The sequence below is a fragment of the Sporosarcina highlanderae genome (assembly GCF_030433715.1).
GTDB classification, from domain to species: domain Bacteria; phylum Bacillota; class Bacilli; order Bacillales_A; family Planococcaceae; genus Sporosarcina; species Sporosarcina highlanderae.
On sequence record NZ_JAROCC010000001.1, the window covers coordinates 440,530 to 465,086 of the forward strand.

A 24,557-nucleotide genomic window follows, 5' to 3' on the forward strand; every position below is an offset into this window, starting at 1 on the left:
TCACTTCCTCTATTGTCTTGGTAATTATGTTAAGTATACGGTTTAATACGTACGATGTCGAAAGGAAGTTTCAATTGCTATAAAAAAAGAGAGACAGACGAATGCCTGCCCCCCTTCACGTTATCTTTTATTGTAAATATGCACCTTTCCTCCAAAATCTATTGATGGATGCGAAGGATGATGCCGTTTCCTGCTGGATCTTTTGTGATAAATGTCTCATCTACTTTATTCACTTTTACATCAAGTGCCTCAATGTTCTTAATCGCTTCTTCCAACGTGTTCTGCTCAGGATAAACTAGTGTATATGCCTTGAGCCCAGCACTGTCCTCTGATGGACTTGGTGCACCTGCCCCGTTCCACGTATTCATTCCAATATGATGATGGTATTTACCTGTCGACATGAACAATGCTTGTGGATAAGGTGTGACTACTTCAAATCCAAGCGCTTCGTAGAAAGCTTGCGACTCACCTAAATTTGCGACGTGCAGATGAACGTGTCCCATTACCGTACCCGCAGGCAGACCGTCCCATTCTTCATTGCCACTTGCCTCAACAATCGCCTGAGCATCAAGTGGATCTGTGCTCATGGAAACGAAACCATTCTGCCATTCCCAAGCTTCCGGTTCGCGGTCACGGTAAATTTCAATACCGTTTCCGTCCGGATCCGACAAATATAGCGCTTCGCTCACGAGGTGATCTGAAGCTCCAAGGCGTACTTGGTTCCTTGAAAAATGTTTGATCGCTTTTCCAAGGTCCGCACGGGTCGGCAATAAAAGCGCGAAGTGATAAAGCCCTGTTCGACGTGGTTCTTTTGGTTTTATGTTTTCCGGTTGCTCCAAAACGAGGAGCGGATGTTTACCGTCTGCTGTTAGTTCTACTCGGTTTCCTTCCTTTGATAAAATCTGAAATCCAATGATTTCTGTGTAGAAAGCCGTTATTTTATCCAAATTGGTCACTTTCAAATAAACTTCACCTGTATAAGTTGTAGGTGGTTGATGGAAATTCATATTTATTCCTCCCGTAAGTTACTTACTTTATGTAACTAACTTTATATGTTATAATAAGTATTGTCAACAAATAACGATTTTATTTGAAAGGAAAGCTAATTATGAATGAATTCGAGCTTTGTCCTCGCTTTGAAACAGCCGTGTCCATTTTAAGCCAACGATGGACGGCATTGATTTTGTATCAACTTATGTCCGGCCCGCAGCGTTTTTGTACGATGACAGAGAAATTAGGGGTAAGTGGGAAAACGTTGACGGAGCGATTGAAAGATTTGGAGCAACGCGGGTTTGTTGTACGGGATGTCTATCCGGAAACGCCGGTACGTATTGAATATTCATTAACGAAGAAGGGAATGTCACTGACACCGATTATGAAGGAAATTGAAAATTGGTCGAAGGAATGGATTGAACTTGAGTCCCCCTCAACAAACAAGTAAAGCCGATTGCGATTTAAGCAATCGGCTTTTCATTTATGAATTTTAACTTGTGTTCCAATCGATACCAATGAAGATAGCTCCAGAACGTCCTTGTTATGCATGCGGATGCACCCGTGCGACACGCTTTTCCCGATGGATGAAGGATTATTCGTACCATGAATCCCATAATGCGGTCTGGATAGCCCCATCCAAAACGCACCAAATGGCCCACCGGGGTTCAGTTGTTTATTGATGATTTTATAAGTCCCCACCGGCGTAGCTGTTACCATTTTCCCGACTGCTATCCGGTATTTTTTAAGTAGTCGTTTTCCGTCATACAGTTTCAATTCATGTTTCCCTACAGAGACGTCAATCCAGCGCATCCTTTCCCTCCTTCGTGATTAAGGATTGTTTTTATAGGATACGTGGAAGGTCTTTGGTGGACTGGGCTTGTCAAAGCGTATGTATTGGTAACTGCTTATTTCACTTTTTGAAGCGACCAATTGGTTGTCTTTATCGGGCATTATTATCAAAAACTTAGAATTTGTTGAATATTTAATTCTATTTGTATAAGCTATATTAGTAGGATAGTTCTAATAGTACTTCATGATTTGACAAAAACCACAATTTTTGAAGGGATACATGGCATGAACTGGACCTTTTTAAAACAGCAATTTTTACTGTCAATCCGTAGTAAAAAGAATGTTCCATTTATTATTTTCATCGGTATTGCGCTGCTCACCCATTGCTTTTTATTTTTGCCGAACGAGAAAACGAAAGAATCATTCGATATCAGGGAAGTTAAAAGTAATTTAACTGCACTTGATGCAGAACAGCAGTACAGGCTCGCAAATGGTCATACGGGGATTGTTATAAGATGGGGAACGCCGGTGTTCTCGATGAACGCCTATTCACAAGGGTTATTTTCAGCAATGCTTTCGGCTTATGAAGACGGGAACGCTACAAGATGGTTACATTACCGGGCGTATTATCTTGAGAGCGACCCATCAGTATACATAGGCGATGAAAAAATGTTCAAATACGCCCCTATTCCGGGGAAGGACCGTCAACATCTTCACACGCAAACGATGCTCCGATATGAAAATTATTTGTCAAAAGACCATCCGATCACGTTCAACTTGATTTATGAGAAGACGGGATTGCAAGCTTTGCAAAAGTTTTTCCGGCAATATGGCATGTTTTTTGTGCTGTTCTGCGTCATTTATTTTAGCAGCGACTTATTATCCCGCGACCGCCAAAATCGGACAGTCTTGCAAGGATTGCCGTTGTCGTGGTATCGCCAGTTGAATTTGAAGACGGCTTCATCTTTTCTCTATTCTCTTGTTGTGCTCGCTATCGTTTTAGTGATTGGCGTCATTTTGCTCACTTTGCAATATGGTTTCGGCTATTTCGATTTGCATGTACCTACGATTCTCATCCAAAACGATGCATATCCTCGCGAAGAATATGGTGTCATGACCATCGCTACCTATTTAGGGAAAATCGCATTAGCCATTCCGATACTTGTTTTTTTGTTCATCCGTTTAAATGTCATTCTCAGCTTGATTTTTAAAAATGAATGGCTCGTTCTTCTTATAAGCAGCCTCGTCCTGTTTTCAGAGAAGCTTTTTGCGACAAGAATGACGAGAGAGTTGTTCGGATTGGATATTAGTTTATTTCCCCACACCTATTTTGACTTTGGCAAGACCGTAACAGGAGATAAGAATTTTTTATTGAACATAGATACTGTTACAGTTGCGAAGGGTTTTGCTGTATTACTCATAACGGTTGTAGTCATTGAAGGGATTGTTTTCATCATGTCCCGCATCATTAACAAACGTCGCTTTTACCAAAACGGTTAAGAGGACGGGGAAGGATAGACGTATGCTCTCTAAGTATTTTCGATTTGAGTTGAAACTTTTAATCCGCAATAAATTTAACTGGCTTCTTGGTCTAACATTCATATTGTTTTTCCCGCTCTATTTCCCTCATTATGCGGATAGTGATATGGATAGTGTACAGTCGATTAAAAATGCGCAAGCAGGTCATTACATATCAATCTTTAATGTATTTCCTGAAGAAATGCGTGAAACAACCCAAGGGGAGGAAATCTACAACAACCTAATAGAACAGGCCTCTTTACTTAATAAACAACGCTATTCCCTTTGGAAGAGAGGCGATTTTGACGTATATATTGAGAGCGGTTTGAAACTGAATGAATTACGGCTCCGTCTATATGAACTCGATAACGAAGGTGTGCATCCCGACTATATCGTGCCAAAAGAGGAAATCCAAAAAGAGGATGCACTACTCCACTACTATCAAAAGTACAAATTGCCTGTCGAGCCAAATCTACTTACGGCGAGTCATTATTTGCCTGCCTCTCTTGAAAAAGTGAATGGCTTAATGTTTATGTTGTTTGTTTTATTCATCGGAAGCGCTATGCTCACGCACGATCACCAAAAACGCAGTATAGTGGGCATTTTCCCTATTTCTTTCATACAAAAAGCAATCGTAAAAACCGGGATTCATCTTGGTCAAATCACAGTGTTTCTAGTTTTAGGAGTTGCGTTAGGAGGAGTAGCTGCAGCCAAGGAAGCTGCATGGAGTAATTTCAACTCTCCGATGCTTTTATACCAACAAGGGGGTTTTATCGCCATCTCCACAACACGCTACATTCTATACATGCTCGTTGCGATGGCTTTGTTCGCCAGTTTGCTTTTGCTTGCTTTCATACTAGTGAATACTTTGACTAAAAACTTGTATGCTAGTGTATTGATGATCGTTCTGATTTTCCTGACTCCTACAGTTCTGAATTTTGCCGGATTACACATAGATCTGTTGCAACCAATTTCCATCATAGATATCGGGCCCATCCTAAATGGAGATGCCGCGTCATTATACGGAAATGATGCTTTAGATTATAAGTTGGCGGCAATTTGGCTGCTCGTCATGAATGCCGGGATACTGTCGGCACTTTTCGTTGGCAATAAAGTAAAGTACCGACAAAGAAGTGCTACTCCTGCATTTGAAGCTGGAAAAGGTGGGGAATGATAAATGCTTAAATTGATTGACATGAAAAAACAAAGCAAACCTATATTTCGATTTACAACTAACGTGTGCGGCAATTCACGATGGCGGTTTATCGCAACAGCAAGCTTGACGGTTGGGATCATATCTGGCTGCAATGAGTTTCCTGAAGTATCATCGGAAATAGTTGCACCATATGAAAAGAATTACGAAATTGTTGGCTCTGAGAAGGACAGTTTATTAGACTCAAATCATCCCGCCATTTACAAGACCGTTGATAGGGAGAATAAAGGAGTTGAACCTGTAATGATTCCCGTCGTTCCGATAGAGGGCAAAGAGGTCTCGCTGAAGACAGGGCGGTATATCATTACGGGTTATCCGGTCGGCAATATTTTTATTTATGATGAGAACAGGAATTTGCTCCTGACTGAGCTTGTCGGAAGTTATGCCGGGGTCCGCAGTTTGACCGTCGATATTGATGCTTCCTATACAGTTAGAGCTGACGGTGGATATGATTCCGTGCAGATAACTCCGGTTTCAACTTCTCTTTCAACTGATCTATCTGCTGGATTGTGGAATGTCGGACAAGATATCGAGTCTGGTGATTACGATATCGCAATCGAGCTCGGGTATGCGTATTTGCATGTGTTTGAGGAAGGCAAGGAGCCGATTGTGTATGAACTGATCGGCGGCACGGTTGGAAAGACAGACGGGCATGTGAAGTTGAAGGAGGGGCAGATGCTCCGGGTGACGAAGACATCGATGCTCAAGTTTACGCCAAGAGATTCTTGACGACAATCACAATTTAACTAAAAATGACATTGACAAAGAAACGCTCAGTAATGGGCGTTCTTTTTGTGATTGCTTATTTTCATGCCTCACTTATTAACCATCCTCACTCTACCCCTCCTTGTAATACAGAAATCCACGGATGACCGGGTAGATGTATTTCAAGTGCTTGCAAGAGCCACTCCTTGTCGTGGGTTTCCAATAAATCCTTAACAACTTGAAAATCCGCATGATCTTTTTCCTGTGCATTTTTAGCCTTATACAAAAGAACAATCACAGGATTCAAGACCGGAATACCTTCCCCAGAAATCAAAAACAATGAAGAAACTGGATAAGTTATTTTAGTGGCTCTTCGAAAAACCCATCGTTCTCGGTCAATTTCATTCAACAATACTTCCAGGGCCTCGCCGGTTCCAACATGTTTCCCGTGCAATTCATGTATCGGTAATTCCAACATTTCATGTCCCCAGTTAACCAGTTCCCCATTTACCACTTTGTCGAATTTCCAACAAGTTAAATGGTTCTTAATCAGATGTTGATCCTCTCTCAAAATGGCAATCTCAATATCCGAATGCGCCCGTGTTTGATTCCCAATAAAAAGATCAATCGCCCAACCGCCTGCAATTCCCCATGGTCGGTCATAGCCCGCCATCCACTCAGCCACTTTTCGACATATCTCCACAGTTATCCCCCTTTACATTCAAGAAAGGAGCGACCACGTCACTCCCTTAATCACATCTTATCACTTTATCTGAATGTTAACTCCACTTCAATAATGTCAGAGCTTTCCTACATAATTTAAGCGCTCTACGTCTTGCGAGTCATATGAGCCGTCCAAAATTGCCTGAACATCCTTCAATGTATCTTGGAGGCTGACCGACTCACCCTTCTGACCCGTGTATTCTTCCGCCACGTAAAACGGTTGTGTTAAATAGGCTTCCAAACGTTCGCCTCGTTTAAAGGTTTGCAGTTCGGATGACGGTAGATTTTCCTCGCCTCGTACATTTACAAGTGAACGCAACTCACGGTAACGGCGCAGCAGCTTTTGGGCTCTTTGTTGAATAAAGAAATGATTTTGATCCATATGGGCTCCTTCTAAAACGGAAGAAGTTGATGATACTGGATTTACTGCTGGAAAGCGGTACCTTGCGGATAAATCCGCATCAAATTGCCATAGTGTTTCAAGTGGTCCGTATGGCATTTCCTCATCCATCACTTCCCCTGTCAAATCCAAGAGGAATGTCGTGACCGATTCCATTCCAATTTGTTGCAGTCGTCCTTGCAGTTCGTAGATTCCCCCAGTAACAACATGACCCTTATCCGCTGCAAAAGCAATTTCTTTTTCTGTTCCAAGTGCGCTAATTTTTTCGTAGGTTTCATCAATGGATTGTGTTGTAATATCCACATTCCCCAAAACGTCTTGTAGCTCTGGGAAGTCACCCTCCGGCATTAACAATATTGTTGTATAACCTTCCGTCTTCAAGCGGTAAAACATTTCACTCAATACCACAAGCTGACCCATGTTTTTCCGCGCAACCAATCCGACCGTTCCCCCTTTTGCTAACGGTGCAAATAAATCCAACGTTTTAATTTTCGTCTCGATCATTTCAATCTTCTCCCCCCGGATTATCAATTCATCCAAACTACATTCCGCTAAATCCGCCAGCGCAACAAGTGTCCTCACTTCTGATTTACCAACTGAAATTTTCCCAGTACACAAATTCGAAACCGTTGCAGGCCGTAGACCAACTGCTTTAGCGGCACTTGTTAAATTGGGCACTCTTCTTCTCAATAATGAAACATTCAGTCTAAGATTGTCTTTTTCCATTCCCACACCTCCTTACCTCCCATAGTAATTTATATTACGCACCAACGCAACAAATAGTTACTTCAAAGCGTAATTTATTTTTCAAAACAATAAAGTTCCACTAGTTGTCTGAAATAAATATAAAAATAATCCGGATAACTTTTAAGAAGTAGGGCATCTTAACATTGATTCAAATTTACGTGAGGAAGGTGGCGTTTTTATGAAGAAAATGGCGGTAGCGGCATTAGGCATTGGAGCAGCATATCTGATGCGAAACAAAAGTGCCCGGGAAAAGCTGATGAAACAGTTTGAATCTCTCGCAGAACCATTCACCTCAAAAAATGGATCATCTTGATTCATAAATGCTAACGGAATCACGTGAAATTCGGCATCCTTAACGGGTGCCGTTTTTATGACGTTTAGAGTCTGCCAAAGCGGGAAAGTTTATTTTAAGTAGAATAATAGGAGGTTACGATGATGAAGAAGAGAATGGCATTGGCAGCTCTTGGTTTAGGTGCAGCGTATTTAATGAGAAACAAGGATGCACGGGATAAGTTATCGAAGCAATTCGATTCTTTTGGATCCACTCCGATGAGAGGCGAGAAAAGCTCCCGCACTACCACTTCCACTGGTCGAAACAAAGGATTATTGGGTGGACTTTTCAGCTAATCCTCTCAATAAAAAAGAGAGGGCGCGCGTGAATGCGTCCTCTCTTTTTCATTCGTTGACGGCAACATTGCGCCTCTCCATGTATAGAACAATGTAAATGCTCGCCTCGTACAGCAACATCATCGGTACAAGTACAATCAATTGGCTAACGAAGTCGGGAGGAGTGATCAATGCCGAGACGATGGCCAAGGTCAAATAGGACCACTTCCGCACTTTGCGCAGGGTGTCGCCCGTCAACACTCCGATTGCCGCTAAAAACATGGCAACAATCGGCAACTCGAACAGGAGTCCAATCGGCATTGTCGTCATAAGCAGGAACTTTGCGTATTCCTGAGCTGACACCATCACCTTGAAGTTGACCGCCCCCAATGAGACGAGGAAGCCGTAGCTTAGCGGATTGACTACGAAGTAGCCGAACGCCAATCCGACAAGGAACAGGAAAAACATGACCGGCGAATAGAGGCTGAGAAACTGCTGTTCCTTCGTATTCAGTCCCGGTTTTACGAATTGCCATAAAAAGTGGCAAAGGAAAGGAAGTGATAATCCAAATGCCAATGCTGTTGAGATGGACATGTAAAAGACGACGACTTCCATCGGTCCAAGGACAATTAATTCGTGGCCTCTTGTCACAACTGGGAACCAGAGATTGATTGTCGCGAATACACCGATAAAGAAAGCGATGAATATGACCGCACTTTTTATAAGCTGTTTGCGCAGATCGGTCAAGTGCTCGACTAACGGAGGGTCTGCGATTGGATCATCTGCTTTCACTGAGGTAACCTCTTTTGCAGTCCCCACATCAGTCACAATCACGGTCGCTGTTTCTCCCTCTCCTACAAACTCATTTTTTTTCGTTAAATCCTTTTTATCTAACGGACTTAAGAATTTCCGATGATGATCACCATAAGGATCCATGTCTTCACCTACTTATGAATGATCCGTCTTATTCGGCAGTTCCTTTTTAACTTCATCCTCATCCAAAATGTCACGTGCTGACTTTTTAAACTCCGCCAACGTCTTGCCTACTGCGGAACCAACTTCCGGTAACTTACGTGGTCCAAAAAGAATGAGAACAATAACTAAGATGATTATTAACCCCGGTACACCAATACTCGCTAAACTCATAGCATTCTCTCCTTTTCTTAAACGAGAGAGCCTCCCGTTTTGCTGTATTTCTGAATGGCTTCTGCAGCGCGATATGCCAATGCCCCGATTGTGCCTGTAGGGTTATAGCCGCCATTATGAGGGAAGTTCCCCGCTCCGACGACGAACAGATTCTCCGCATCCCAATGTTGCAAATATGGGTTGACGACACTATTGGCGGGATCGGCTCCCATAATTGTTCCACCCGTATTATGTGTCGTTTGGTAAGGAACTATGTCATAATCAGAGATCGGATTTCCTGGCACTACCGTTTTTGCACCCATTTCTTTCATAATTTCCGCAATCCGGTCAGTAAGGTATTTATGCATATTCCTGTCCTGCTCAGTGAAATTGTATGTCAGCTGCAATAGCGGCACGCCGTAAGCATCTCGATAATCCGGGTCAAGCGACATGAAGTTTTCTTTATGTGGCATGGATGCTCCTTGGCCGCCAATCGATAACATCCGTGTGTAATTTTCAATGGACGCCTTCTTGAATTCCGGCCCCCAAGCTGGGACATCTGGCGGAACCGGGTTTGTCTGAATCGGCCTGTATCCGGTTTGCGTAATTGAAATACTCGCCCCGTGAATGAAATCGAGATCGGAATGGTCAAAACTGTCTCCATTAAAATCGTCGATTGTCATGCCTAACGCGCCTGCCCCCATGAATACATTCATCTGCTCATCGAAGAATCCGGTCACTCCCGGCAAAATTTGATATCCATAATTCTTGCCCAAAGTTCCTCTTCCTGTATCGGGATTATACTGTTCCCCAATATTGGAGACCATGAGCAATTTTGCGTTATTCATCACGTAGCTTGTCAGAACGACAACATCTGCAGGTTGGATGAATTCTTCACCGGACTGTGTATCGACATACCTCACGCCAGTCACTTTATTTCCGGACTTCAGGACTTCAACGACGTTGGCGTGGAATGTCACATCGAAATTCCCTGTTTTCATCGCTGTCGGTACGACAGTAATTTCAGGTGACGTTTTCGCGCCATACTCACAGCCGAACCGTTCACAAAATCCACAGTACTGACACGCGTTAATTGCTTCGCCATCCGGGTTTTCGTATGCTTGGGACAAATTGGCTGATGGTAGCATGTACGGATGGTAGCCCATTGATGAAGCAGCTGTTTCAAATTTTTTCAGAATCGGGGTTCTCTTCATCGGTGGTGTAGGAAAATCATTTGAACGTTTACCCGCGAAAGGATTTGTATTTTCTCCCGATATGCCCGTCGTCTTTTCAAATTTATCGAAGTACGGCTCCAACTCGTCGTATGTTACTCCCCAATCTTGTAGTAAGTAATCTGATGATAGTTTGTTTTTCCCGTACTTTTGCTCGGTCATTGTCTTAATCTGAAAATCGTATGGCAAAAAGCGGAACGTATGTCCATTCCAATGCGTTCCCGATCCACCAAGATTCTCACCAAGAAGAAATGAACCCAATTGTCGCATCGGTAGTGCACGCATTTTGCGATGATTGCGAAACGTAATCGTCTCCTTTGACAAATCCTGCATCAGCTCATAACGGATCGCATACCGATATTCATCATGTATCATTTGATAATCGGCAGTGCCACGCGGTTTTCCTCTTTCCAGACCGCGTACTTTCATTCCCGCCTTCGCGCATTCGGCTGCAATGATTCCTCCCATCCAACCGACTCCCACTGTCACTACATTTACCTTATCCAATGTTTTAGCCACTTGTCATACCTCCGTCAGTGCTGCATCGTACTGATTGATTTAGGTTCGATCTTTTGAAACTTCTCTTCTTCAATTAAATTGATATACGCCATCTGATGTCCGGGGAATCCTTTCATCCTCCAGGCGTCCATATTGTTATTTCCATTGTAAATCGGATCGGCATAGGCACCTTCCAAAGTCGCTTGCCGTAGGACTCGGAAAAAGAATTCCGAAGAAACACCTTTCATATCCACTTCATTTTTTTGGAATGAAGTGAGAATCTCATCCATTTGACCACCATCCAAATCGACAAATGATTTCTTATAGCGTTTCTGCGCCTCTTCTTCCATCTTGGCAATCCCTTGTCTGAACATTTCAGCACGCGTCAGCCTACTCTGGTAGCCTTGCGTCGCTTCTCCCGCGAAAAAAGGACCTTGCATATACTCGCGTGCATTGCTACCGTAATTTCCGGCCAATTGGTTGTCTATAAAATAGGGTACACCAAGACCGATAGCTCCAGGCCCGAGATCATCCTCCGGAAAAATCCGCTCAACCGCCTGGGAAAGTACATTGAAATCAGCATGATTCGTAAAGAACATCAAACCTTTGACTGAAGTTACATCAGTATTCTTCGCATTCTGTGTCCCGCTCTTTGTTTGTACACCGCCGCCTTTATTGACGTTGTAGCCAACAAGACCTCCTATCAACCCTCCCCCTACCAAAGCTCCAGTGGCGATTCCTGTCGTTTTGAGGAAATCGCGTCTCGACAAACCTTTTTGATCATCAGCCATCTTGTTTCCTCCTTCCTGTATGTACCATCTAACATGTCCGTTTTCTTATAGGTTTCATACAAGTTGAGCATAAATTATCCAATGTAAGGTAAATTACTCTTTATTTAAACGATAAAGGGCGGTAGATTATTGCACCTCCCTTTCTATCTTTAGAAAACAAATATGTTTAGCTTCTTTTATTAACGTGAATATATAAAGGAAACCATGAATGAAAGGAAGTGCATTCTGTTGAATAAAAAGAGGCCTTTTACTTCAGAGGATCGAAAAGATGCCAAAGGAAGTTTCATGGACAACCCCGAGAATTTACGAACGGATAAGGAAAGTATCTATGATATGCATAAAGACATGCAGACAGTCGACCCGATTCCATTGGAAGATTTAAAAATGGAAGAGCATGAAGAGAAACACCACCATGAGACGAAAAGCAACTCTTCCAGTGAGGAAAAATACAAGTGAAAAAGCAGTGCCTCACTCATAGTACTGTGAGTGAGGCACTGCTTTTTACTTCATCGTTTCCTGTCGATATTCCCTAGGAAATGTCGAAAATGATGATTTTATACCGTGGTTTTTGCAGCATTCCGTTTCGCCATATTAATGCCAAATAGTATCAGCACAACAATAAGGACAAAAGTTAGTCCGATGCTCATCCAAAAACCTGACTGATTTGTAATGGACGAGAACATCATTGAGGCATACGTTGCGACCTTCCATGGCGATACTGTCCAAAAGGCGCCAATAACGCTATCAATTACTTGTAGGACTATCAATACCAATATAGACAAGCCCGCTGTGCCGCCTGTCGGCATCCATGCGCTAAATGAAAGAACGACCGTTACAGCGAAAATGATCCACAAGCTATATGTCGCTAAAAATGCAAAAACATCCCCTGCCGCCACCGGATTGAAAAGAATATTAATGTAATACCATGCCGCAAAGAAGCCTAACCATACACTGCCCAAAATGATTCCATTGACGACAATCCATTTGCTTAAAAAGTAGCTTCCAAAAGACATTGGGCGCACATATAAAAGCGTTGCCGTTCCGCTCTTACGTTCACCTGAAATGGAACCCATGAACGCAAGGACGATAATTAGGATCCCAATCAGTTGGTATTGCCCCATTAATGAAACAAAAATATCTTCCCCCCGAAATTGCGGCCATGTAAACTCTGACCCTTCCGGCAGATTCCCGACACTTTTCATGATTTCAGGTAGAAAGTGGTTCGTGACAGGCTCTATAATTCCAAAAATGACAAAGACGATCGGAATCCAATACAATTTAAAATTACGTGCGTTCTCACGCCATTCCTTCTGCAACAACACGCTTAAACCTTTCATTCTTCCATCACCACTTTCATGAAAATCTCTTCAAGACTTGCAGTCTGCAATTCCAATTTACGGATTAAGAAGTTTTCGGTCGTAAGCAATGTTAAAGCATCCGAAATACGGACCTTTTCCTTTTCGGCATCGATAACCAATAATCTTTTTTCTCTACTGAACGCCCAAGGGGACATTGTTATGAATCTATCTACTTCTTCATCCGATTCGAATTCAATGAGAATACGCGGGTTGGCATATTTTTCCCTGACGGAATCTAAGGATCCATTCTCTACAAGTGCACCTTTTCTTAAAAACAATAGCTGATCCGTCATTTCCTCTGCATCGTTTAAAATATGAGTGGAGTAAAGTATTGTTGTCTCCTGCTGCAATTCTTTCAATAGATTCATCACTTGCCTGCGTCCCACTGGGTCAAGCGCCGACACCGGTTCATCTAACAAAAGCAACTTTGGTTTATGAACAATCGCCTGTGCCAGACCAAGGCGTTGCTTCATACCTCCCGAAAACGTCCCCGTCCTCTTTTTCATTGCATTTCCAAGGCCGACAAATTCTAGTGTTTTCTTTGCATCTTCCAATGCTTTCTTAGCTTCGATGCCACTCAATCGCGCCGCCATTTCCGTGAATTCAAGTGCCGTGAGCCACGGAAAGAATTTCGGATATTGTGGAAGAAAACCAATTGATGCACGGATATCAGCCTTCGGTTGATTTTGGAATAAAATTGACCCGTCCGATGGTGTGACAAGACCGGCAAGCATCGACAAAGTCGTCGTCTTCCCCGCTCCATTCGGTCCGATTAAAGCTGTTATTGTTCCCTGTTCAAGCTCAAAGGATATCGAATCTGCAACTTTATGATTCCCATATACTTTTGTAAGATTATTCACTAACAGCAACTGTGTCATTCATGTCGCCTCCCAAATATGAAGTAAATAATCGAACCTATCAAGTTACCAAGCAGGATGATGAATATCCACATGATAAATGGCCCATTTGTTTGCTTACGTCGAATAAGGTCAGTAAGCGCAACCGCCATAAGGATTAGTTGAAGTACAAGAATTGGTAATATGAGATTCCAAGGTATATTTGCAAACTCTGACATACAAGACACTACCTTTCCCTTTGTTATATACCCAGTATAACACCCTTGTTCTAATGTGTATATAACAAATTTAATCTTACCTCATATTTTTTTTGTCCTGAAAACTTTTCGGGCAATCTTAGGGTATATATAGTAAGAGCAACAAGTTCTGTTGTTCTGAGAGGAGTATGCCACATGTCGCCTGACCAGTGGATTGAACAAATACGTGCCGGTGACCAAGCCGCCTTCCGGCAATTTTACAATGCCTATGCAGATGCGGCAATCCGAACAGCCTCCGCCATCACACGCAACCGCGAAATGGCAAAGGATGCTGTGCAGGAAACTTTCATACGTGTGTATCGGCAAATCAACAACTATAACCCAAACTTGCCATTCGACCCATGGTTTTATCGTATATTGACAAACGAATGCCTTCGTCTATTGAAAAAGGATTCCCCCCTTTCAAAATTTGAATTACCCGATCCCGAGACTAACCCTTCCCTGACAGAGGAGTCCTTCGACTATTTATCCGATCTATACGATGTAATCCAATCAATGGATGACATTCATCGTATTCCTCTTATCTTGAAATATGTCAAAGGATTTTCAGAAAAAGAGATTGCGGACATCTTAGGGTTGAATCAAAACACAGTCAAATCGCGATTATTTATAGGAAGAAAAAAATTACGCGAACAACTGCAACCTGATGAAGAGGAGGAAGAATCCAAATGAGCAAATTCGATGAACGTATAAAGAACGACTTGGCTAAGCGGACTGATAAGGACGTTACTGATTTAAAGGATGAGATTTGGAATGAAATCAACCAAGAATTATTTGAACGAAGGAGAACGAAGATGAAACGAAAAAAACGATGGATACCTGCAGTCATCATTGCCGCAGCGGCTCTTGTACTTGCTTTCACTTTGCAAACAGACCCTGGACTCGCACTGATTAAAGGCATTAAGGATATGTTCGCACCTGAAAAAGAGATTATCCAAAGCATTGAGGGGCAGGATGAACCGACCAAAGTTCAGTTGAATGAAGGAAAAGATTCGGAGTACATCATTTATGTCGACCAAACCCGCTATAAAATGGTCAAAGGTGCAGAAGCTGATATCATTACGACAATTGAACCTCTACCTGAAAAATATCCAGAAGTAAGCATGGAGATCAAACAATATCCTCAAGACAAGCCGGAAGAACTTGTTAAACAGATTGAGGCTGAACTGAAGATGGACTTCCCTAAATTACGCGCGATTGAAACTGTGTCGGAACCAGTCGAAGGTTACTGGTTACACGGGCTCACTGAATCGAAATGGGACGGTAAAGTTGTAGATGTGTACGTTATAAGTAACGGCAAAGATGGGAGCTACGTCATTACGGAGAGATATTTCCTTGAGGCTGCCGAGGGTCATGGTGCCAGATTTCGGCATATGTTAGAGAGCTTTGAAATTGTCGAATAGAATTCACGAAGAGGGTGAAACTATACTCACCCTCTTTTTTTGTCGAAGAAATGAAGATTCATGTTCATTCATGCATATTCCTTGGCAAGAAGGGGTATAGCTAAAAAGTAGATAGCAAGGAGGCATGAAATTGGATATTTTTATGAGAGTTTTCGATACGTTAATTATACTATCGTTTAGTATTCTGATAGCATTCATCACCCCGTTCATCATGGGGGTACTTAGGAAAAGGAATTATGATATTTTCATCCAGTTGATTCCCGTCTTTTCTATTATCTGGTTAAGTAGCTTTGCTATTTCGATAGCAATGGGGGGACTGCAGGAGCTGTTATTCTTCCGAATAGTATTTTGGGGTTCGTTGATTGGGCTAATAATTCTACTCTTGCTAACACTTGCGATAAGAATTTTATGGAAGGAAAAATATGACGCTATCATAGAATGGGTCCTTTCCCTACACCCAAAAAATGACCGGAGCTTCTCACTTAAATAAGTGAGAAGCCTTTTCATTTTAGTGTACAATACTTTTAAACAAATTAATGTTGAGGAGACAGTGGCATGTTAAAAGATCGGTTTTATTATCAAGATGCTTATTTGAAGAATTTTACAGCTAAGATTATACATAGAGGTGAAGATGAAAAAGGACGTCCTTACATCGTGCTAGATAACACCGCCTTTTACCCGACTGGTGGAGGGCAACCTCATGATACGGGAACGATTGACGAAGTACATGTACTCGACGTAGAGGAAGTTGACGGTGAAATCCGCCACTTTCTTGAAGTGGCCATTCCTTCCGAAGGTTTTGTTGAGGGGGTACTCAACTGGGAGCGCCGCTTCGATCATATGCAACAACATGCCGGGCAACATATTCTGACTGCTGCGTTTGTTGAGTTATTCGGTTTCCCGACGGTTAGTTTTCATTTAGGAAAAGGTGTAGTTTCCATCGATTTGGACGTGGATAATGTTTCGGCGGATCAGTTGGAGGCAGTTGAAAAGCTTGCGAATGATATCATTTTGGAAAACCGCCCAATTGAAACGAAGTGGGATCCTACGGAGGATGAACTTGCCCAATTTTCTTTGAGAAAACAACTAACGGTTACCGATGAAATCAGGCTCGTCATCATACCCGGTTTCGATTTTAATGGTTGTGGTGGGACGCATCCTAGTTCAACCGGGCAAGTCGGGTTGATCAAAATTTTATCGACGGAAAAGCAAAAAGGGCAAGTTCGTGTACATTTCGTATGCGGAGGGCGGGTTCTACAACAGCTACAGCGTAAACATGAGGAGTTGTCCGTAGCCTCGAGGCTGCTCAGTGCGCCGGAGGATGGTGTTGCCGTTGCAATTGAAAAGCTTTTAATTGCAAATCATTCTTTGGAGAAGTCGTTGGAGGAGGCAAAGGGCTCTTTGTTGGAGTTTGAATCGAATGCATTGCTTACAAACCGGAGTGGAAGGATTATTAAAGCTGCTTTTTCGGATAGGACCGTCCAGGAACTTCAAAAATTGGCGCGTATGCTTGTGACTGACGACGATTCGATCATTGCTCTTCTTGTCGCGGAAAACGAGGAAAAACTCCAATTTGTTGCTGCCCGTGGAGCAGCTGTCTGGACAAGCATGAAGGAAGTTTCCTCAGCCGTGCTGCCCCTGATTAATGGAAAAGGCGGCGGAAATGATGCGTTTGTGCAAGGCGGCGGCGAGCGGAGCATGGCTGGTGAAGAGTTTTTAGGGAAAATGGTGGAGTTTGTGGGAGAGTAATGTCGGATGAGATGATGGGTGAAATGGTTATCACCGACTCTTTGGGCGTTATCACCGACTCTCGGGGGGTTATCACCGACTCTCGGAGGGTTATCACCGACTCGGGAATTATCACCACTTAATCGTAGTTTATCACCACTTAGATTCACTTTATCACCGCTTAAAAGCAATTTATCACCACTAAAAAACACTTTATCACCACTTAGCTATGAAATGACCATAAAATTACACAATACGACAACAAAAAATGGCTGCCTCCCTCAGGATGGCAGCCTAATTCATTCATAAAATCAATAAGCTCTCGCAAACCAGACTGTATGCTTCGCTTCTTTTCCACAGTTGACGCAAGTTGACTTTTCAGCCGGTGGATTGAATGGAATGTTGCGCGTCGTGAACTTCGTTTCCTCTTTTACATTCTCCTCGCACGCATCATCGCCGCACCAACCAGCAAGGATCCAACCAGGGATTTCACCTTTTTCCGCTGAATCCGCAATATGCTTCTTCAATCCCTCAAGATCGTCGATATGTGTATGGGAATGCTCAGCACGGAACGCGCGTGCTTTTTCGAGCAGGCGAGTTTGCATCGTTTGCAATTCCTGTTCAATGCTTTCAACAACATTCGACAAATCAACAGCCACTTTTTCATCCTCATCGCGCGCCTTCATTAACGCTTGATTGTTCTCCAAATCACGTGGTCCAAGTTCAACGCGAACTGGTACGCCTTTTAACTCCCACTCGTTGAATTTGAATCCAGGCGATTGGTCGGAATCGTCAAGGCGTACACGGATACCCCTTGCTTTCAATTCAGCAAACACTTCATCTAACTTCTCCATGATTGCAGGGTTCTTCTTCCAAGGACCAACAGGAATCAACACAACTTGTGTCGGTGCGATACGTGGAGGCAATACAAGACCTTGCTCGTCTCCGTGAACCATGATGACCGAACCGATGAGGCGCGTTGACGTTCCCCATGAAGTCGTATGGACAAATTCATGACGGTTTTCCTTCGTCAAATACTTGATGTCGAACGCTTCTGCGAATTTAGTGCCCAAGTAGTGGGAAGTTCCCGCTTGTACAGCTTTTCCGTCCTTCATCATCGCTTCGATTGAATACGTGTCAACCGCACCTGCGAAACGTTCTGATGGTGTTTTTTGACCATCGTAAACAGGAATCGCAAGTAGTTCCTCCACGACTTCCTTGTAAATATTCAGCATTTGCATTGTTTCTTCGCGTGCCTCTTCCTCGTCAGCATGAGCAGTATGCCCTTCTTGCCATAAAAACTCAGACGTACGTATGAACGGCAATGTCTTCTTCTCCCAACGGAAAACGTTCGCCCATTGGTTGATCAACACCGGAAGATCACGGTAACTTTTCACCCAATCTGAATACAAATGACCGATCATTGTTTCGGAAGTTGGACGTAGTGCAAGACGCTCTTCTAACTTCTCGCCAGCAGCCTCCGTTACCCATGGCAGCTCTGGTGAAAACCCTTCTATATGATCCTTCTCTTTTTGGAAGAATGACTCAGGGATCAACATCGGGAAATACGCATTGCGGTGGCCCGTCTCCTTAAAACGTCTGTCCATTTCAGCTTGGATATGCTCCCAAATTTCATAGCCGTCCGGTTTAAAAGCGATACATCCACGAACCGGTGTATAGTCCATCAAATCCGCCTTCTGAATTGTGTCGATGTACCATTTTGAAAAATCGTTTTTCTGATTACTCATCTTAATTCCCTCCTTGAATAATAAAAAGCGCAAAGCTGTCCCTAAAAATAAGGACGTCTTTGCGCTGGATAGACGTGGTACCACCTTCATTCGGCCTAAAAAATAGGCCCTCGAACGTTTGCTAACGAAAACGACCCGGTCATGTTTTCATGACTTCTCCGTGGTAGGGTTCAATGAAAAGCGGTGGTATAGCTCTCAACAGGTTGCTACACTTTCTGTTTCACAATTTCCATTTACTTTGCCACTTCATAGATTCCATATTGCTTATAATATACCAAATAGATGAAGGATATACAAATGCGTTCGGTGTTCCCTTCCGTTTTGCTCGGATTTCCGCTGTAAATGCTCGAGTTTCGACAAGTTTTGCCCGTCTCGGGACTTTACTCCCCCACGACCTTGGATTAATCCGAATGTCTGCTATAGTATATGTATAACTACTGGATGGAGGAATCAGGTTATGGAAAATTTACCAAATTGCCCAAAATGTAATTCTGAATATACGTATGAAGATGGCAACCTATTTGTTTGCCCTGAATGTGCACATGAATGGACTTTGGAATCTCAGGAGGCCGAATCAGAAGAGGCTGTTATAAAGGATGCGAACGGCAATGTCCTTAGTGACGGCGATACAATTACTGTCATCAAAGATCTTAAAGTGAAAGGCAGCTCAAGTGTCGTCAAACAGGGAACAAAAGTTAAAAATATCAAGCTGGTCGACGGTGATCATGACATTGATTGCAAAATTGACGGTTTTGGTGCAATGAAATTGAAATCGGAATTTGTAAAGAAAATCTAATAGAAAGACCGCTGAAACTGTTATTCAGCGGTCTTTTTTGTCTTAGTAGTACTTTTTCACAAACTCAATACGATGTTCTTTCAATTTCCCTTCTATCCCAGAACGAAATACTCGGATGTATCCATTTTCTTGAAGCGCAATTTCTTTGCCGTCTTTAAACCGAAATTCATACTTTGGAAAGCTTGTTACCGAGAGGTCGAACTTTACTATCTCTACCTCATCCCAGGCATATGATTGACGATCCGTCCAAATCGACTCCCTAAAGGCAATTGAATCATCCGCAAACAACGTATAGTTCTGAGCTGCGCTTACAAAAAATGCTACGCTTATTAGCAATGCTACAATGCTACTGATTTTAGCAACTTTGCTAAGATCCAATATGAATAGGATAAACGCTGATCCGAATAAAAACAGGAAACCAAACGCATATAATAGATAAGCTTTGCCAGGTACAAATACGACCCACCCTTGCATTCCATGCATATTTGACGCAATAAACGTCGGCATGGTCAGCAATAAGAGCGGTGACATTATTAGGATAACGATCATAATGACCAAGAATATATGCCGTGCTTCATAGTTATACAACTTTTCGCCTCCCCCAGTTTCTCTTCATGTTTAGCCCGCATTTAATTTATCGCATTACACTCTTAACAAAAAGAACACCTGCAAAACTATTTACACTGCTAATTTAAAAGTATTGCAAAAATTCTATCATAGCTTACAATTATATGAAAGACTACTATTAAGGAGGCATGCAATTTGGGGAGTGTAAAAGAAATCAACTGCATTTATATTCCTTCGGCAAATACGGAAGTAACGGCCCGATGGTATATTGATAACCTTGGGCTGGAATTAACAGCGACCATTACCGAAAATCAAGCCCAACTTCGAATTCCTTCAGGTACTTCTATTTTCCTAATAAAAACCGCCAAGCCAACAACCCTCAACTATTTGGAAGTAAGCGGTACAGAGCAAAGCGCACTTACACTTGAAGTGAATGATTTTCATATCCTATATCTCCGAATGAAAGAAAGTGGGGCGAATATTTCAGATATTGAGGATAATGGCAGCTGTGGACTTAATTTTTATGCTTATGATCCGGATGGAAATAAACTTGACATTTGGAGTGGTTGGCCGTCTAAGTAACTAGTGAAAGGAAATGGAACATGGACATTCGAACGGAAAGAAAAGATGCATTCAAAGTTATTGGGATGACTTTATCCGTCCTATTACATGATGAACGAAAAAAGAAATTGATCACTACCTTGCATGATGATTTCAATGATCGGGTTCATGAAGTCAAAAATCGGGTCAATACTAAAATTGGCTACGGGATTTTTATCGACCCACCCAATTATAATCCAGAAACCGATCCCTTTACATGGATTGCTGGAGTGGAAGTGGATGATGTCTCCAATCCACCGGAGGGGATGAGAGGCTTTGAATTTCCTGAGCAACTATATGTAGTAACGTCATACGAAGGGCCAAATGGAGAGGCAGGCAATCTGTATGGTGCACTTTATAACTGGGTAAGACAGTCGGACTATCAAATTGCAGGCGATTACGGAGTGGAAGTATACTCTGACGACAACGAGGAGTTAGACCCTAACGAAATTAGAATGGAGCTTTGCCTTCCAATAGAAAAAAGGGTTCAAGAAAAGTAGTATTTATTTTCCAAACGAGTTTTTTCATGATTTTCACCTAAATGATTTCACGAACCATCCTTGGCTCTATGGCCATTAGTTGCATTTCAGAGTAGCCTCCTCTATAATTTTTCCAATAAAACAATTGGACGGATGTATTTATCCAATTACGAAAGGAGAGGCAAAAGATGTTAAAAACAACTGTGTTCGAACAATTGAAACAAGCGATGAGAGAAAAAGATGTTCTTTCAAAAGGGGTACTGACACTGTTAAAGTCTTCACTTGACCTTGCTGAAAAAGAAAAAGGCTCCGCGTTGACTAAAGAAGAGGAAATTGCAATTGTAAACCGCGAAATCAAACAAACAAACCAAGCATTAGAAGGTGCTGAAAAGGCACAGCGTGAAGATTTGATCGCACAAGAAAAAGCGAAATTAGTATTGCTTAGATCATTCTTGCCGAAACAATTAAGCGAAGAAGAAGTTGCGGCCCTATTAACTGAAGCAGGAGTTACAAAGGGAATGAACATGGGCGACGCCATGAAAATCGCTAAGCCATTACTTGCTGGAAAAACTGACGGTGGAACGATGTCAAAGGTAGTAAAAAGCCTTATTTAATATGTATAAACAGCCTATCCAGAAAATATAATGGATGGGCTTTTTCTGTTTTTGGAGTGCGGACTGGTACCAACACTTTATTCTTTACTTATCCTTTCATTTTGTTATAATATCTATATAACAGAATTGATTTAAAGGAGGACCAAATGAAACGAATATCTCTAACTTTTTGTTTACTTATAAGTGCCATTTTACTAGTTGCCGGTTGCAGTAAAAAAGAAAAGGGGCTGGATTCTTTGGGATCAATTGAAGGGGTATGGAACGGTACCATCAATATTCCGAATCAACCATTGTTAGTATCACTGACGTTCACGAAGGAAAATGGAACAATCAGTATTCCCTCACAGGGGTTGCAAAACTTTCCGCTAACAGGCGTGGAATTAAAGGGTTCTGAATTAGCCATTCAAATGACGCTTCCTGGACAGCAGATTACTTTTGAGGGTGATGTAGAGCAGGATAAAATTTTAGGTACCTTCATCCAGCAAGGCCAATCTTTTCCGTTCGAATTGACAAAAGGAAGTTTGGATGAGACGGCGGATACGGGAGAAGCTGTACAAATCGACCTGAAGAACGGTAAGATGACAGGCGTACTGGAAGTGCCGAAAGGCGATGGACCTTTCCCACTTATGGTGATTATTGCCGGCTCAGGACCTACAGACCATAATGGCAATTCACCTCTAATTCCCGGTAAAAACAATAGCCTGAAAATGCTTGCGGAACAGCTTGTAGCAGAGGGCGTTGCGAGTATTCGTTATGACAAACGGGGAATTGGTGAAAACCAAAGTTTAGCCGGAAAAGAAGAGGATATCCTATTCGATGACTTTATCAACGACGCCGCTGCGTGGGTGCAATTCGCCAAAAATGATAGCCATTTTTCAAAGGTCGGGATCATTGGCCATAGTGAAGGTTCACTAATTGGAATGGTAGCAGCAGCAAAAACAGATGCAGATGCGTTCATCTCCATCGCCGGTGCTGGAAGACCAATTGATCAAGTCCTTCTTGAACAGCTTGAACCACAGCTTCCTGTAAACTTGCTTAAAGAGGCAGATGATATTTTATTGAAACTGAAGCAAGGCGAACAGGTGGAAAAATTCAGTGCAGAGCTCCAAATTCTTTTCCGTCCATCCGTTCAACCTTACATGATATCTTGGTTGAAATATGATCCTGTGAAAGAGCTTCAAAAACTTTCATCGCCCGTATTGATAATAAACGGAACAAGAGACGTGCAAGTACCGGTCACTGATGCTGAACGACTTCATGATGGCAAAAAGGATTCAAAGCTTGCCATTATCCAAGACATGAATCATATTCTCAAAGAAGCTCCTGAAGATCAGGAAGGGAACATGGCGACTTATATGGACCCTAATCTTCCTTTGGCAAAAGGTTTACTGGATGAAATCTTAGGTTTTTTGAAATAAAAGTAAATAGAAAAGCGAGCCTTCTCCGTACGACGAAAGGCTTGCTTTTCTATTTATGCTGTTGCAAAAAAATGTGAATATGAAATGTAATGCCTTATTATTTGTTCTTGTCCTCGAATTCTATTTTCGTCCCATCATTAAATGTGATTTCCAGATCAAACTTTGTGTAGTCGGTCGGTAAATTGAAAGTTTTCAATACCTCCGTAATTACTTCTTCTTTGTCCATCTGCTGTGAGATATTCAACTTTTGAACGAGAGGATACAATTCATCAAATGCCTCTGTGCCATTTTTCTCGACATGATTCAATGAATCTTCAATTTTGGCCTTAACAGTTCCTATGCTTTTCTTCTCAAGTTCCACTTCATATTCGATGTCACCTGCGTATTCAACTTCCAATTCAAATTCTGCATAGTTAAGTTCATCCATTCTCCGTAGCATGTCTTCCTGATTGGATGTGTCGTTGTTTTGCTCGGTTTTTGCAGCCCCTGAGGACTTTGCTTCACCCTGAGCACTCGTTGCATTCTCACTCACCACAGGTGTCTCATCTTTCACGGTAGGTTCTTTTTTCTGGCCATCTATTCCACAGCCAATCAACATGAGCGACAACGCACCGGCGAAAGATAATGTAATGATTTTCTTCATTTAAATGACCTCCAATCTATGTTATTCCTTACCCGATTCATAGTATATTAATCAAAATTGACAATTCAAACATAGTGGAGCGGAAGCTTCAATAATGCAATCCCTCTACCCAAATCTCTGTTCCTTATAACTCAATTAAAGGTATAATTACCGTAAGGAATAGGATGGGAGGAGGATATTGAAATGGAACAAAATAAGGGGAGTATCGTTTACTGGACACTATTGAATCATGGACAATGGAAACTATATTTGGCTGCGACAATCGATGGGCTTTGCTACGCCGGGCCACATAATGCTCCATTTGAAGAACTTGCCGCGTGGACTCAGAAACGACTTCCTGCCTATAGGTTAGAGGAGGACAGCTCTGTTTTAGAACCTTATGCAGAGGAACTGATTGACTATATGGAAGGAAAACGAAAAGAGTTCACAATGCCATTGGATTTACATGGCACTCCGTTTCAACACTCAGTCTGGATGGCTTTGAAGGAAATACCTTATGGCCAGACGGTTTCGTATTCTGATATTGCCGCAAGGATTCAAAAACCGAAGTCGGTTCGTGCAGTCGGTACCGCCATTGGAGCCAATCCTTTGCTGATCACTGTCCCATGCCATCGCGTCATCGGGAAAAACGGCAACCTGACCGGGTTTAGAGGCGGTTTGGACATGAAAAAGCAATTGCTAGCTCTGGAGCAATAAAAGAAAAAATAAAATAACCCACTGAGAGGTGAAGACCCCGCAGTGGGTTTTTC

31 protein-coding genes are annotated in these 24,557 nt (G+C 42.4%); 17 read left to right on the forward strand and 14 right to left on the reverse strand.

From position 1 onward, the window contains the following. Positions 1-158 precede the first annotated feature (158 nt). Positions 159-1,007, reverse strand: a complete 849-nt coding sequence (locus P5G49_RS02065; RefSeq protein WP_301241800.1) for a VOC family protein — start codon at positions 1,005-1,007, stop codon at positions 159-161. Between the two features lie 101 nt (positions 1,008-1,108). On the opposite strand from P5G49_RS02065, the gene P5G49_RS02070 reads away from it, so the two are divergent. Beyond that, entirely contained in the window at positions 1,109-1,441 is a 333-nt protein-coding gene (locus P5G49_RS02070) for a winged helix-turn-helix transcriptional regulator (protein WP_301241801.1), read from the forward strand. Between the two features lie 29 nt (positions 1,442-1,470). Here P5G49_RS02070 and P5G49_RS02075 read toward each other — a convergent pair whose 3' ends face one another. Beyond that, complete coding sequence (locus tag P5G49_RS02075; protein ID WP_301241802.1) at positions 1,471-1,803, reverse strand: L,D-transpeptidase; 333 nt, start codon at positions 1,801-1,803, stop codon at positions 1,471-1,473. Between the two features lie 264 nt (positions 1,804-2,067). Here P5G49_RS02075 and P5G49_RS02080 point away from each other — a divergent pair, with 264 nt between their 5' ends. The 3 genes from P5G49_RS02080 to P5G49_RS02090 are packed head-to-tail and all read left to right on the forward strand — an operon-like array spanning position 2,068 to position 5,242. Next, positions 2,068-3,282 (forward strand): hypothetical protein, encoded by a 1,215-nt coding sequence (locus P5G49_RS02080; protein WP_301241803.1) that lies wholly within the window; start codon positions 2,068-2,070, stop codon positions 3,280-3,282. Between the two features lie 22 nt (positions 3,283-3,304). Next, a complete protein-coding gene (locus tag P5G49_RS02085) occupies positions 3,305-4,474 on the forward strand; it encodes a hypothetical protein (protein WP_301241804.1) in 1,170 nt (389 codons plus the stop codon). A 3-nt stretch (positions 4,475-4,477) separates the two neighbouring features. Further along, a complete protein-coding gene (locus P5G49_RS02090; RefSeq protein ID WP_301241805.1) occupies positions 4,478-5,242 on the forward strand; it encodes a hypothetical protein in 765 nt (254 codons plus the stop codon). A gap of 103 nt (positions 5,243-5,345) precedes the next feature. Here P5G49_RS02090 and P5G49_RS02095 read toward each other — a convergent pair whose 3' ends face one another. Together P5G49_RS02095 and P5G49_RS02100 are read right to left on the reverse strand one after the other, a co-directional pair. Continuing rightward, positions 5,346-5,921 carry a nucleotidyltransferase domain-containing protein gene (locus P5G49_RS02095; protein WP_301241806.1) on the reverse strand — a complete coding sequence of 192 codons (576 nt, stop codon included), beginning with the start codon at positions 5,919-5,921 and terminating at the stop codon, positions 5,346-5,348. A gap of 96 nt (positions 5,922-6,017) precedes the next feature. Next, positions 6,018-7,067: an ATP synthase beta subunit C-terminal domain-containing protein gene (locus P5G49_RS02100; RefSeq protein WP_301241807.1), complete on the reverse strand. Its 1,050-nt coding sequence runs from the start codon at positions 7,065-7,067 to the stop codon at positions 6,018-6,020. A 199-nt stretch (positions 7,068-7,266) separates the two neighbouring features. On the opposite strand from P5G49_RS02100, the gene P5G49_RS02105 reads away from it, so the two are divergent. Beyond that, positions 7,267-7,401 (forward strand): hypothetical protein, encoded by a 135-nt coding sequence (locus P5G49_RS02105; protein WP_301241808.1) that lies wholly within the window; start codon positions 7,267-7,269, stop codon positions 7,399-7,401. Positions 7,402-7,523: 122 nt separating this feature from the next. Next, the gene (locus tag P5G49_RS02110) at positions 7,524-7,715 is read left to right on the forward strand and encodes a hypothetical protein (RefSeq protein WP_301241809.1); all 192 of its coding nucleotides are present in this window, start codon (positions 7,524-7,526) and stop codon (positions 7,713-7,715) included. Positions 7,716-7,763: 48 nt separating this feature from the next. Here the strand turns inward: P5G49_RS02110 and tatC are convergent, their stop codons facing one another. The 4 genes from tatC to P5G49_RS02130 are packed head-to-tail and all read right to left on the reverse strand — an operon-like array spanning position 7,764 to position 11,340. Continuing rightward, complete coding sequence (gene tatC, locus P5G49_RS02115; protein ID WP_301241810.1) at positions 7,764-8,630, reverse strand: twin-arginine translocase subunit TatC; 867 nt, start codon at positions 8,628-8,630, stop codon at positions 7,764-7,766. A 12-nt stretch (positions 8,631-8,642) separates the two neighbouring features. Further along, positions 8,643-8,840, reverse strand: a complete 198-nt coding sequence (tatA, locus tag P5G49_RS02120) for a twin-arginine translocase TatA/TatE family subunit (RefSeq protein ID WP_252501659.1) — start codon at positions 8,838-8,840, stop codon at positions 8,643-8,645. 17 nt (positions 8,841-8,857) lie between these two features. Further along, entirely contained in the window at positions 8,858-10,570 is a 1,713-nt protein-coding gene (locus tag P5G49_RS02125; RefSeq protein WP_301241811.1) for a GMC family oxidoreductase, read from the reverse strand. Positions 10,571-10,584: 14 nt separating this feature from the next. After that, complete coding sequence (locus P5G49_RS02130; RefSeq protein WP_301241812.1) at positions 10,585-11,340, reverse strand: gluconate 2-dehydrogenase subunit 3 family protein; 756 nt, start codon at positions 11,338-11,340, stop codon at positions 10,585-10,587. A 228-nt stretch (positions 11,341-11,568) separates the two neighbouring features. Here P5G49_RS02130 and P5G49_RS02135 point away from each other — a divergent pair, with 228 nt between their 5' ends. Next, positions 11,569-11,796, forward strand: coding sequence for a hypothetical protein (locus tag P5G49_RS02135; protein ID WP_363322145.1), 228 nt, complete (start codon positions 11,569-11,571; stop codon positions 11,794-11,796). Positions 11,797-11,894: 98 nt separating this feature from the next. Here the strand turns inward: P5G49_RS02135 and P5G49_RS02140 are convergent, their stop codons facing one another. The 3 genes from P5G49_RS02140 to P5G49_RS02150 are packed head-to-tail and all read right to left on the reverse strand — an operon-like array spanning position 11,895 to position 13,773. Then, positions 11,895-12,677 (reverse strand): ABC transporter permease, encoded by a 783-nt coding sequence (locus P5G49_RS02140; protein ID WP_301241813.1) that lies wholly within the window; start codon positions 12,675-12,677, stop codon positions 11,895-11,897. Beyond that, positions 12,674-13,576: an ABC transporter ATP-binding protein gene (locus P5G49_RS02145; RefSeq protein ID WP_301241814.1), complete on the reverse strand. Its 903-nt coding sequence runs from the start codon at positions 13,574-13,576 to the stop codon at positions 12,674-12,676. Before P5G49_RS02145 ends, P5G49_RS02140 begins: the two co-directional genes overlap by 4 nt. Then, the gene (locus P5G49_RS02150; protein WP_301241815.1) at positions 13,573-13,773 is read right to left on the reverse strand and encodes a PLD nuclease N-terminal domain-containing protein; all 201 of its coding nucleotides are present in this window, start codon (positions 13,771-13,773) and stop codon (positions 13,573-13,575) included. The genes P5G49_RS02145 and P5G49_RS02150 overlap by 4 nt, the downstream gene beginning before the upstream one ends. A 174-nt stretch (positions 13,774-13,947) precedes the next feature. Between P5G49_RS02150 and P5G49_RS02155 the strand changes: the two genes are divergently transcribed. From P5G49_RS02155 to P5G49_RS02170, 4 genes are all read left to right on the forward strand, one after another. Next, a complete protein-coding gene (locus tag P5G49_RS02155) occupies positions 13,948-14,484 on the forward strand; it encodes an RNA polymerase sigma factor (RefSeq protein WP_301241816.1) in 537 nt (178 codons plus the stop codon). Beyond that, positions 14,481-15,215 carry a hypothetical protein gene (locus P5G49_RS02160; protein WP_301241817.1) on the forward strand — a complete coding sequence of 245 codons (735 nt, stop codon included), beginning with the start codon at positions 14,481-14,483 and terminating at the stop codon, positions 15,213-15,215. Before P5G49_RS02155 ends, P5G49_RS02160 begins: the two co-directional genes overlap by 4 nt. A 130-nt stretch (positions 15,216-15,345) precedes the next feature. Further along, positions 15,346-15,705: a hypothetical protein gene (locus P5G49_RS02165; protein ID WP_301241818.1), complete on the forward strand. Its 360-nt coding sequence runs from the start codon at positions 15,346-15,348 to the stop codon at positions 15,703-15,705. A 65-nt stretch (positions 15,706-15,770) separates the two neighbouring features. Next, entirely contained in the window at positions 15,771-16,964 is a 1,194-nt protein-coding gene (locus P5G49_RS02170) for an alanyl-tRNA editing protein (protein ID WP_301241819.1), read from the forward strand. A gap of 290 nt (positions 16,965-17,254) precedes the next feature. Here the strand turns inward: P5G49_RS02170 and proS are convergent, their stop codons facing one another. Beyond that, positions 17,255-18,691, reverse strand: coding sequence for a proline--tRNA ligase (proS, locus tag P5G49_RS02175; protein ID WP_301241820.1), 1,437 nt, complete (start codon positions 18,689-18,691; stop codon positions 17,255-17,257). Between the two features lie 457 nt (positions 18,692-19,148). On the opposite strand from proS, the gene P5G49_RS02180 reads away from it, so the two are divergent. Further along, positions 19,149-19,487, forward strand: a complete 339-nt coding sequence (locus tag P5G49_RS02180) for a zinc ribbon domain-containing protein YjdM (protein ID WP_301241821.1) — start codon at positions 19,149-19,151, stop codon at positions 19,485-19,487. Positions 19,488-19,529: 42 nt separating this feature from the next. On the opposite strand, the gene P5G49_RS02185 is transcribed toward P5G49_RS02180, so the two are convergent. After that, on the reverse strand, positions 19,530-20,075 hold the full coding sequence (locus P5G49_RS02185; protein ID WP_301241822.1) for a hypothetical protein: 546 nt from the start codon (positions 20,073-20,075) through the stop codon (positions 19,530-19,532). Positions 20,076-20,249: 174 nt separating this feature from the next. Between P5G49_RS02185 and P5G49_RS02190 the strand changes: the two genes are divergently transcribed. The 4 genes from P5G49_RS02190 to P5G49_RS02205 all read left to right on the forward strand — a co-directional run bounded on the left by P5G49_RS02190 (position 20,250) and on the right by P5G49_RS02205 (position 23,165). Continuing rightward, the gene (locus P5G49_RS02190) at positions 20,250-20,636 is read left to right on the forward strand and encodes a VOC family protein (protein ID WP_301241823.1); all 387 of its coding nucleotides are present in this window, start codon (positions 20,250-20,252) and stop codon (positions 20,634-20,636) included. A gap of 20 nt (positions 20,637-20,656) precedes the next feature. Next, complete coding sequence (locus P5G49_RS02195; RefSeq protein ID WP_301241824.1) at positions 20,657-21,154, forward strand: GyrI-like domain-containing protein; 498 nt, start codon at positions 20,657-20,659, stop codon at positions 21,152-21,154. A 167-nt stretch (positions 21,155-21,321) separates the two neighbouring features. Beyond that, a complete protein-coding gene (locus P5G49_RS02200; protein ID WP_301241825.1) occupies positions 21,322-21,747 on the forward strand; it encodes a GatB/YqeY domain-containing protein in 426 nt (141 codons plus the stop codon). Positions 21,748-21,983: 236 nt separating this feature from the next. After that, positions 21,984-23,165 carry an alpha/beta hydrolase family protein gene (locus tag P5G49_RS02205; protein ID WP_301241826.1) on the forward strand — a complete coding sequence of 394 codons (1,182 nt, stop codon included), beginning with the start codon at positions 21,984-21,986 and terminating at the stop codon, positions 23,163-23,165. A 97-nt stretch (positions 23,166-23,262) separates the two neighbouring features. Here the strand turns inward: P5G49_RS02205 and P5G49_RS02210 are convergent, their stop codons facing one another. Continuing rightward, positions 23,263-23,808, reverse strand: a complete 546-nt coding sequence (locus P5G49_RS02210; RefSeq protein WP_301241827.1) for a YusW family protein — start codon at positions 23,806-23,808, stop codon at positions 23,263-23,265. Between the two features lie 183 nt (positions 23,809-23,991). Here P5G49_RS02210 and P5G49_RS02215 point away from each other — a divergent pair, with 183 nt between their 5' ends. Beyond that, the gene (locus tag P5G49_RS02215) at positions 23,992-24,504 is read left to right on the forward strand and encodes a methylated-DNA--[protein]-cysteine S-methyltransferase (protein ID WP_301241828.1); all 513 of its coding nucleotides are present in this window, start codon (positions 23,992-23,994) and stop codon (positions 24,502-24,504) included. The last annotated feature ends 53 nt before the right edge of the window (positions 24,505-24,557 follow it).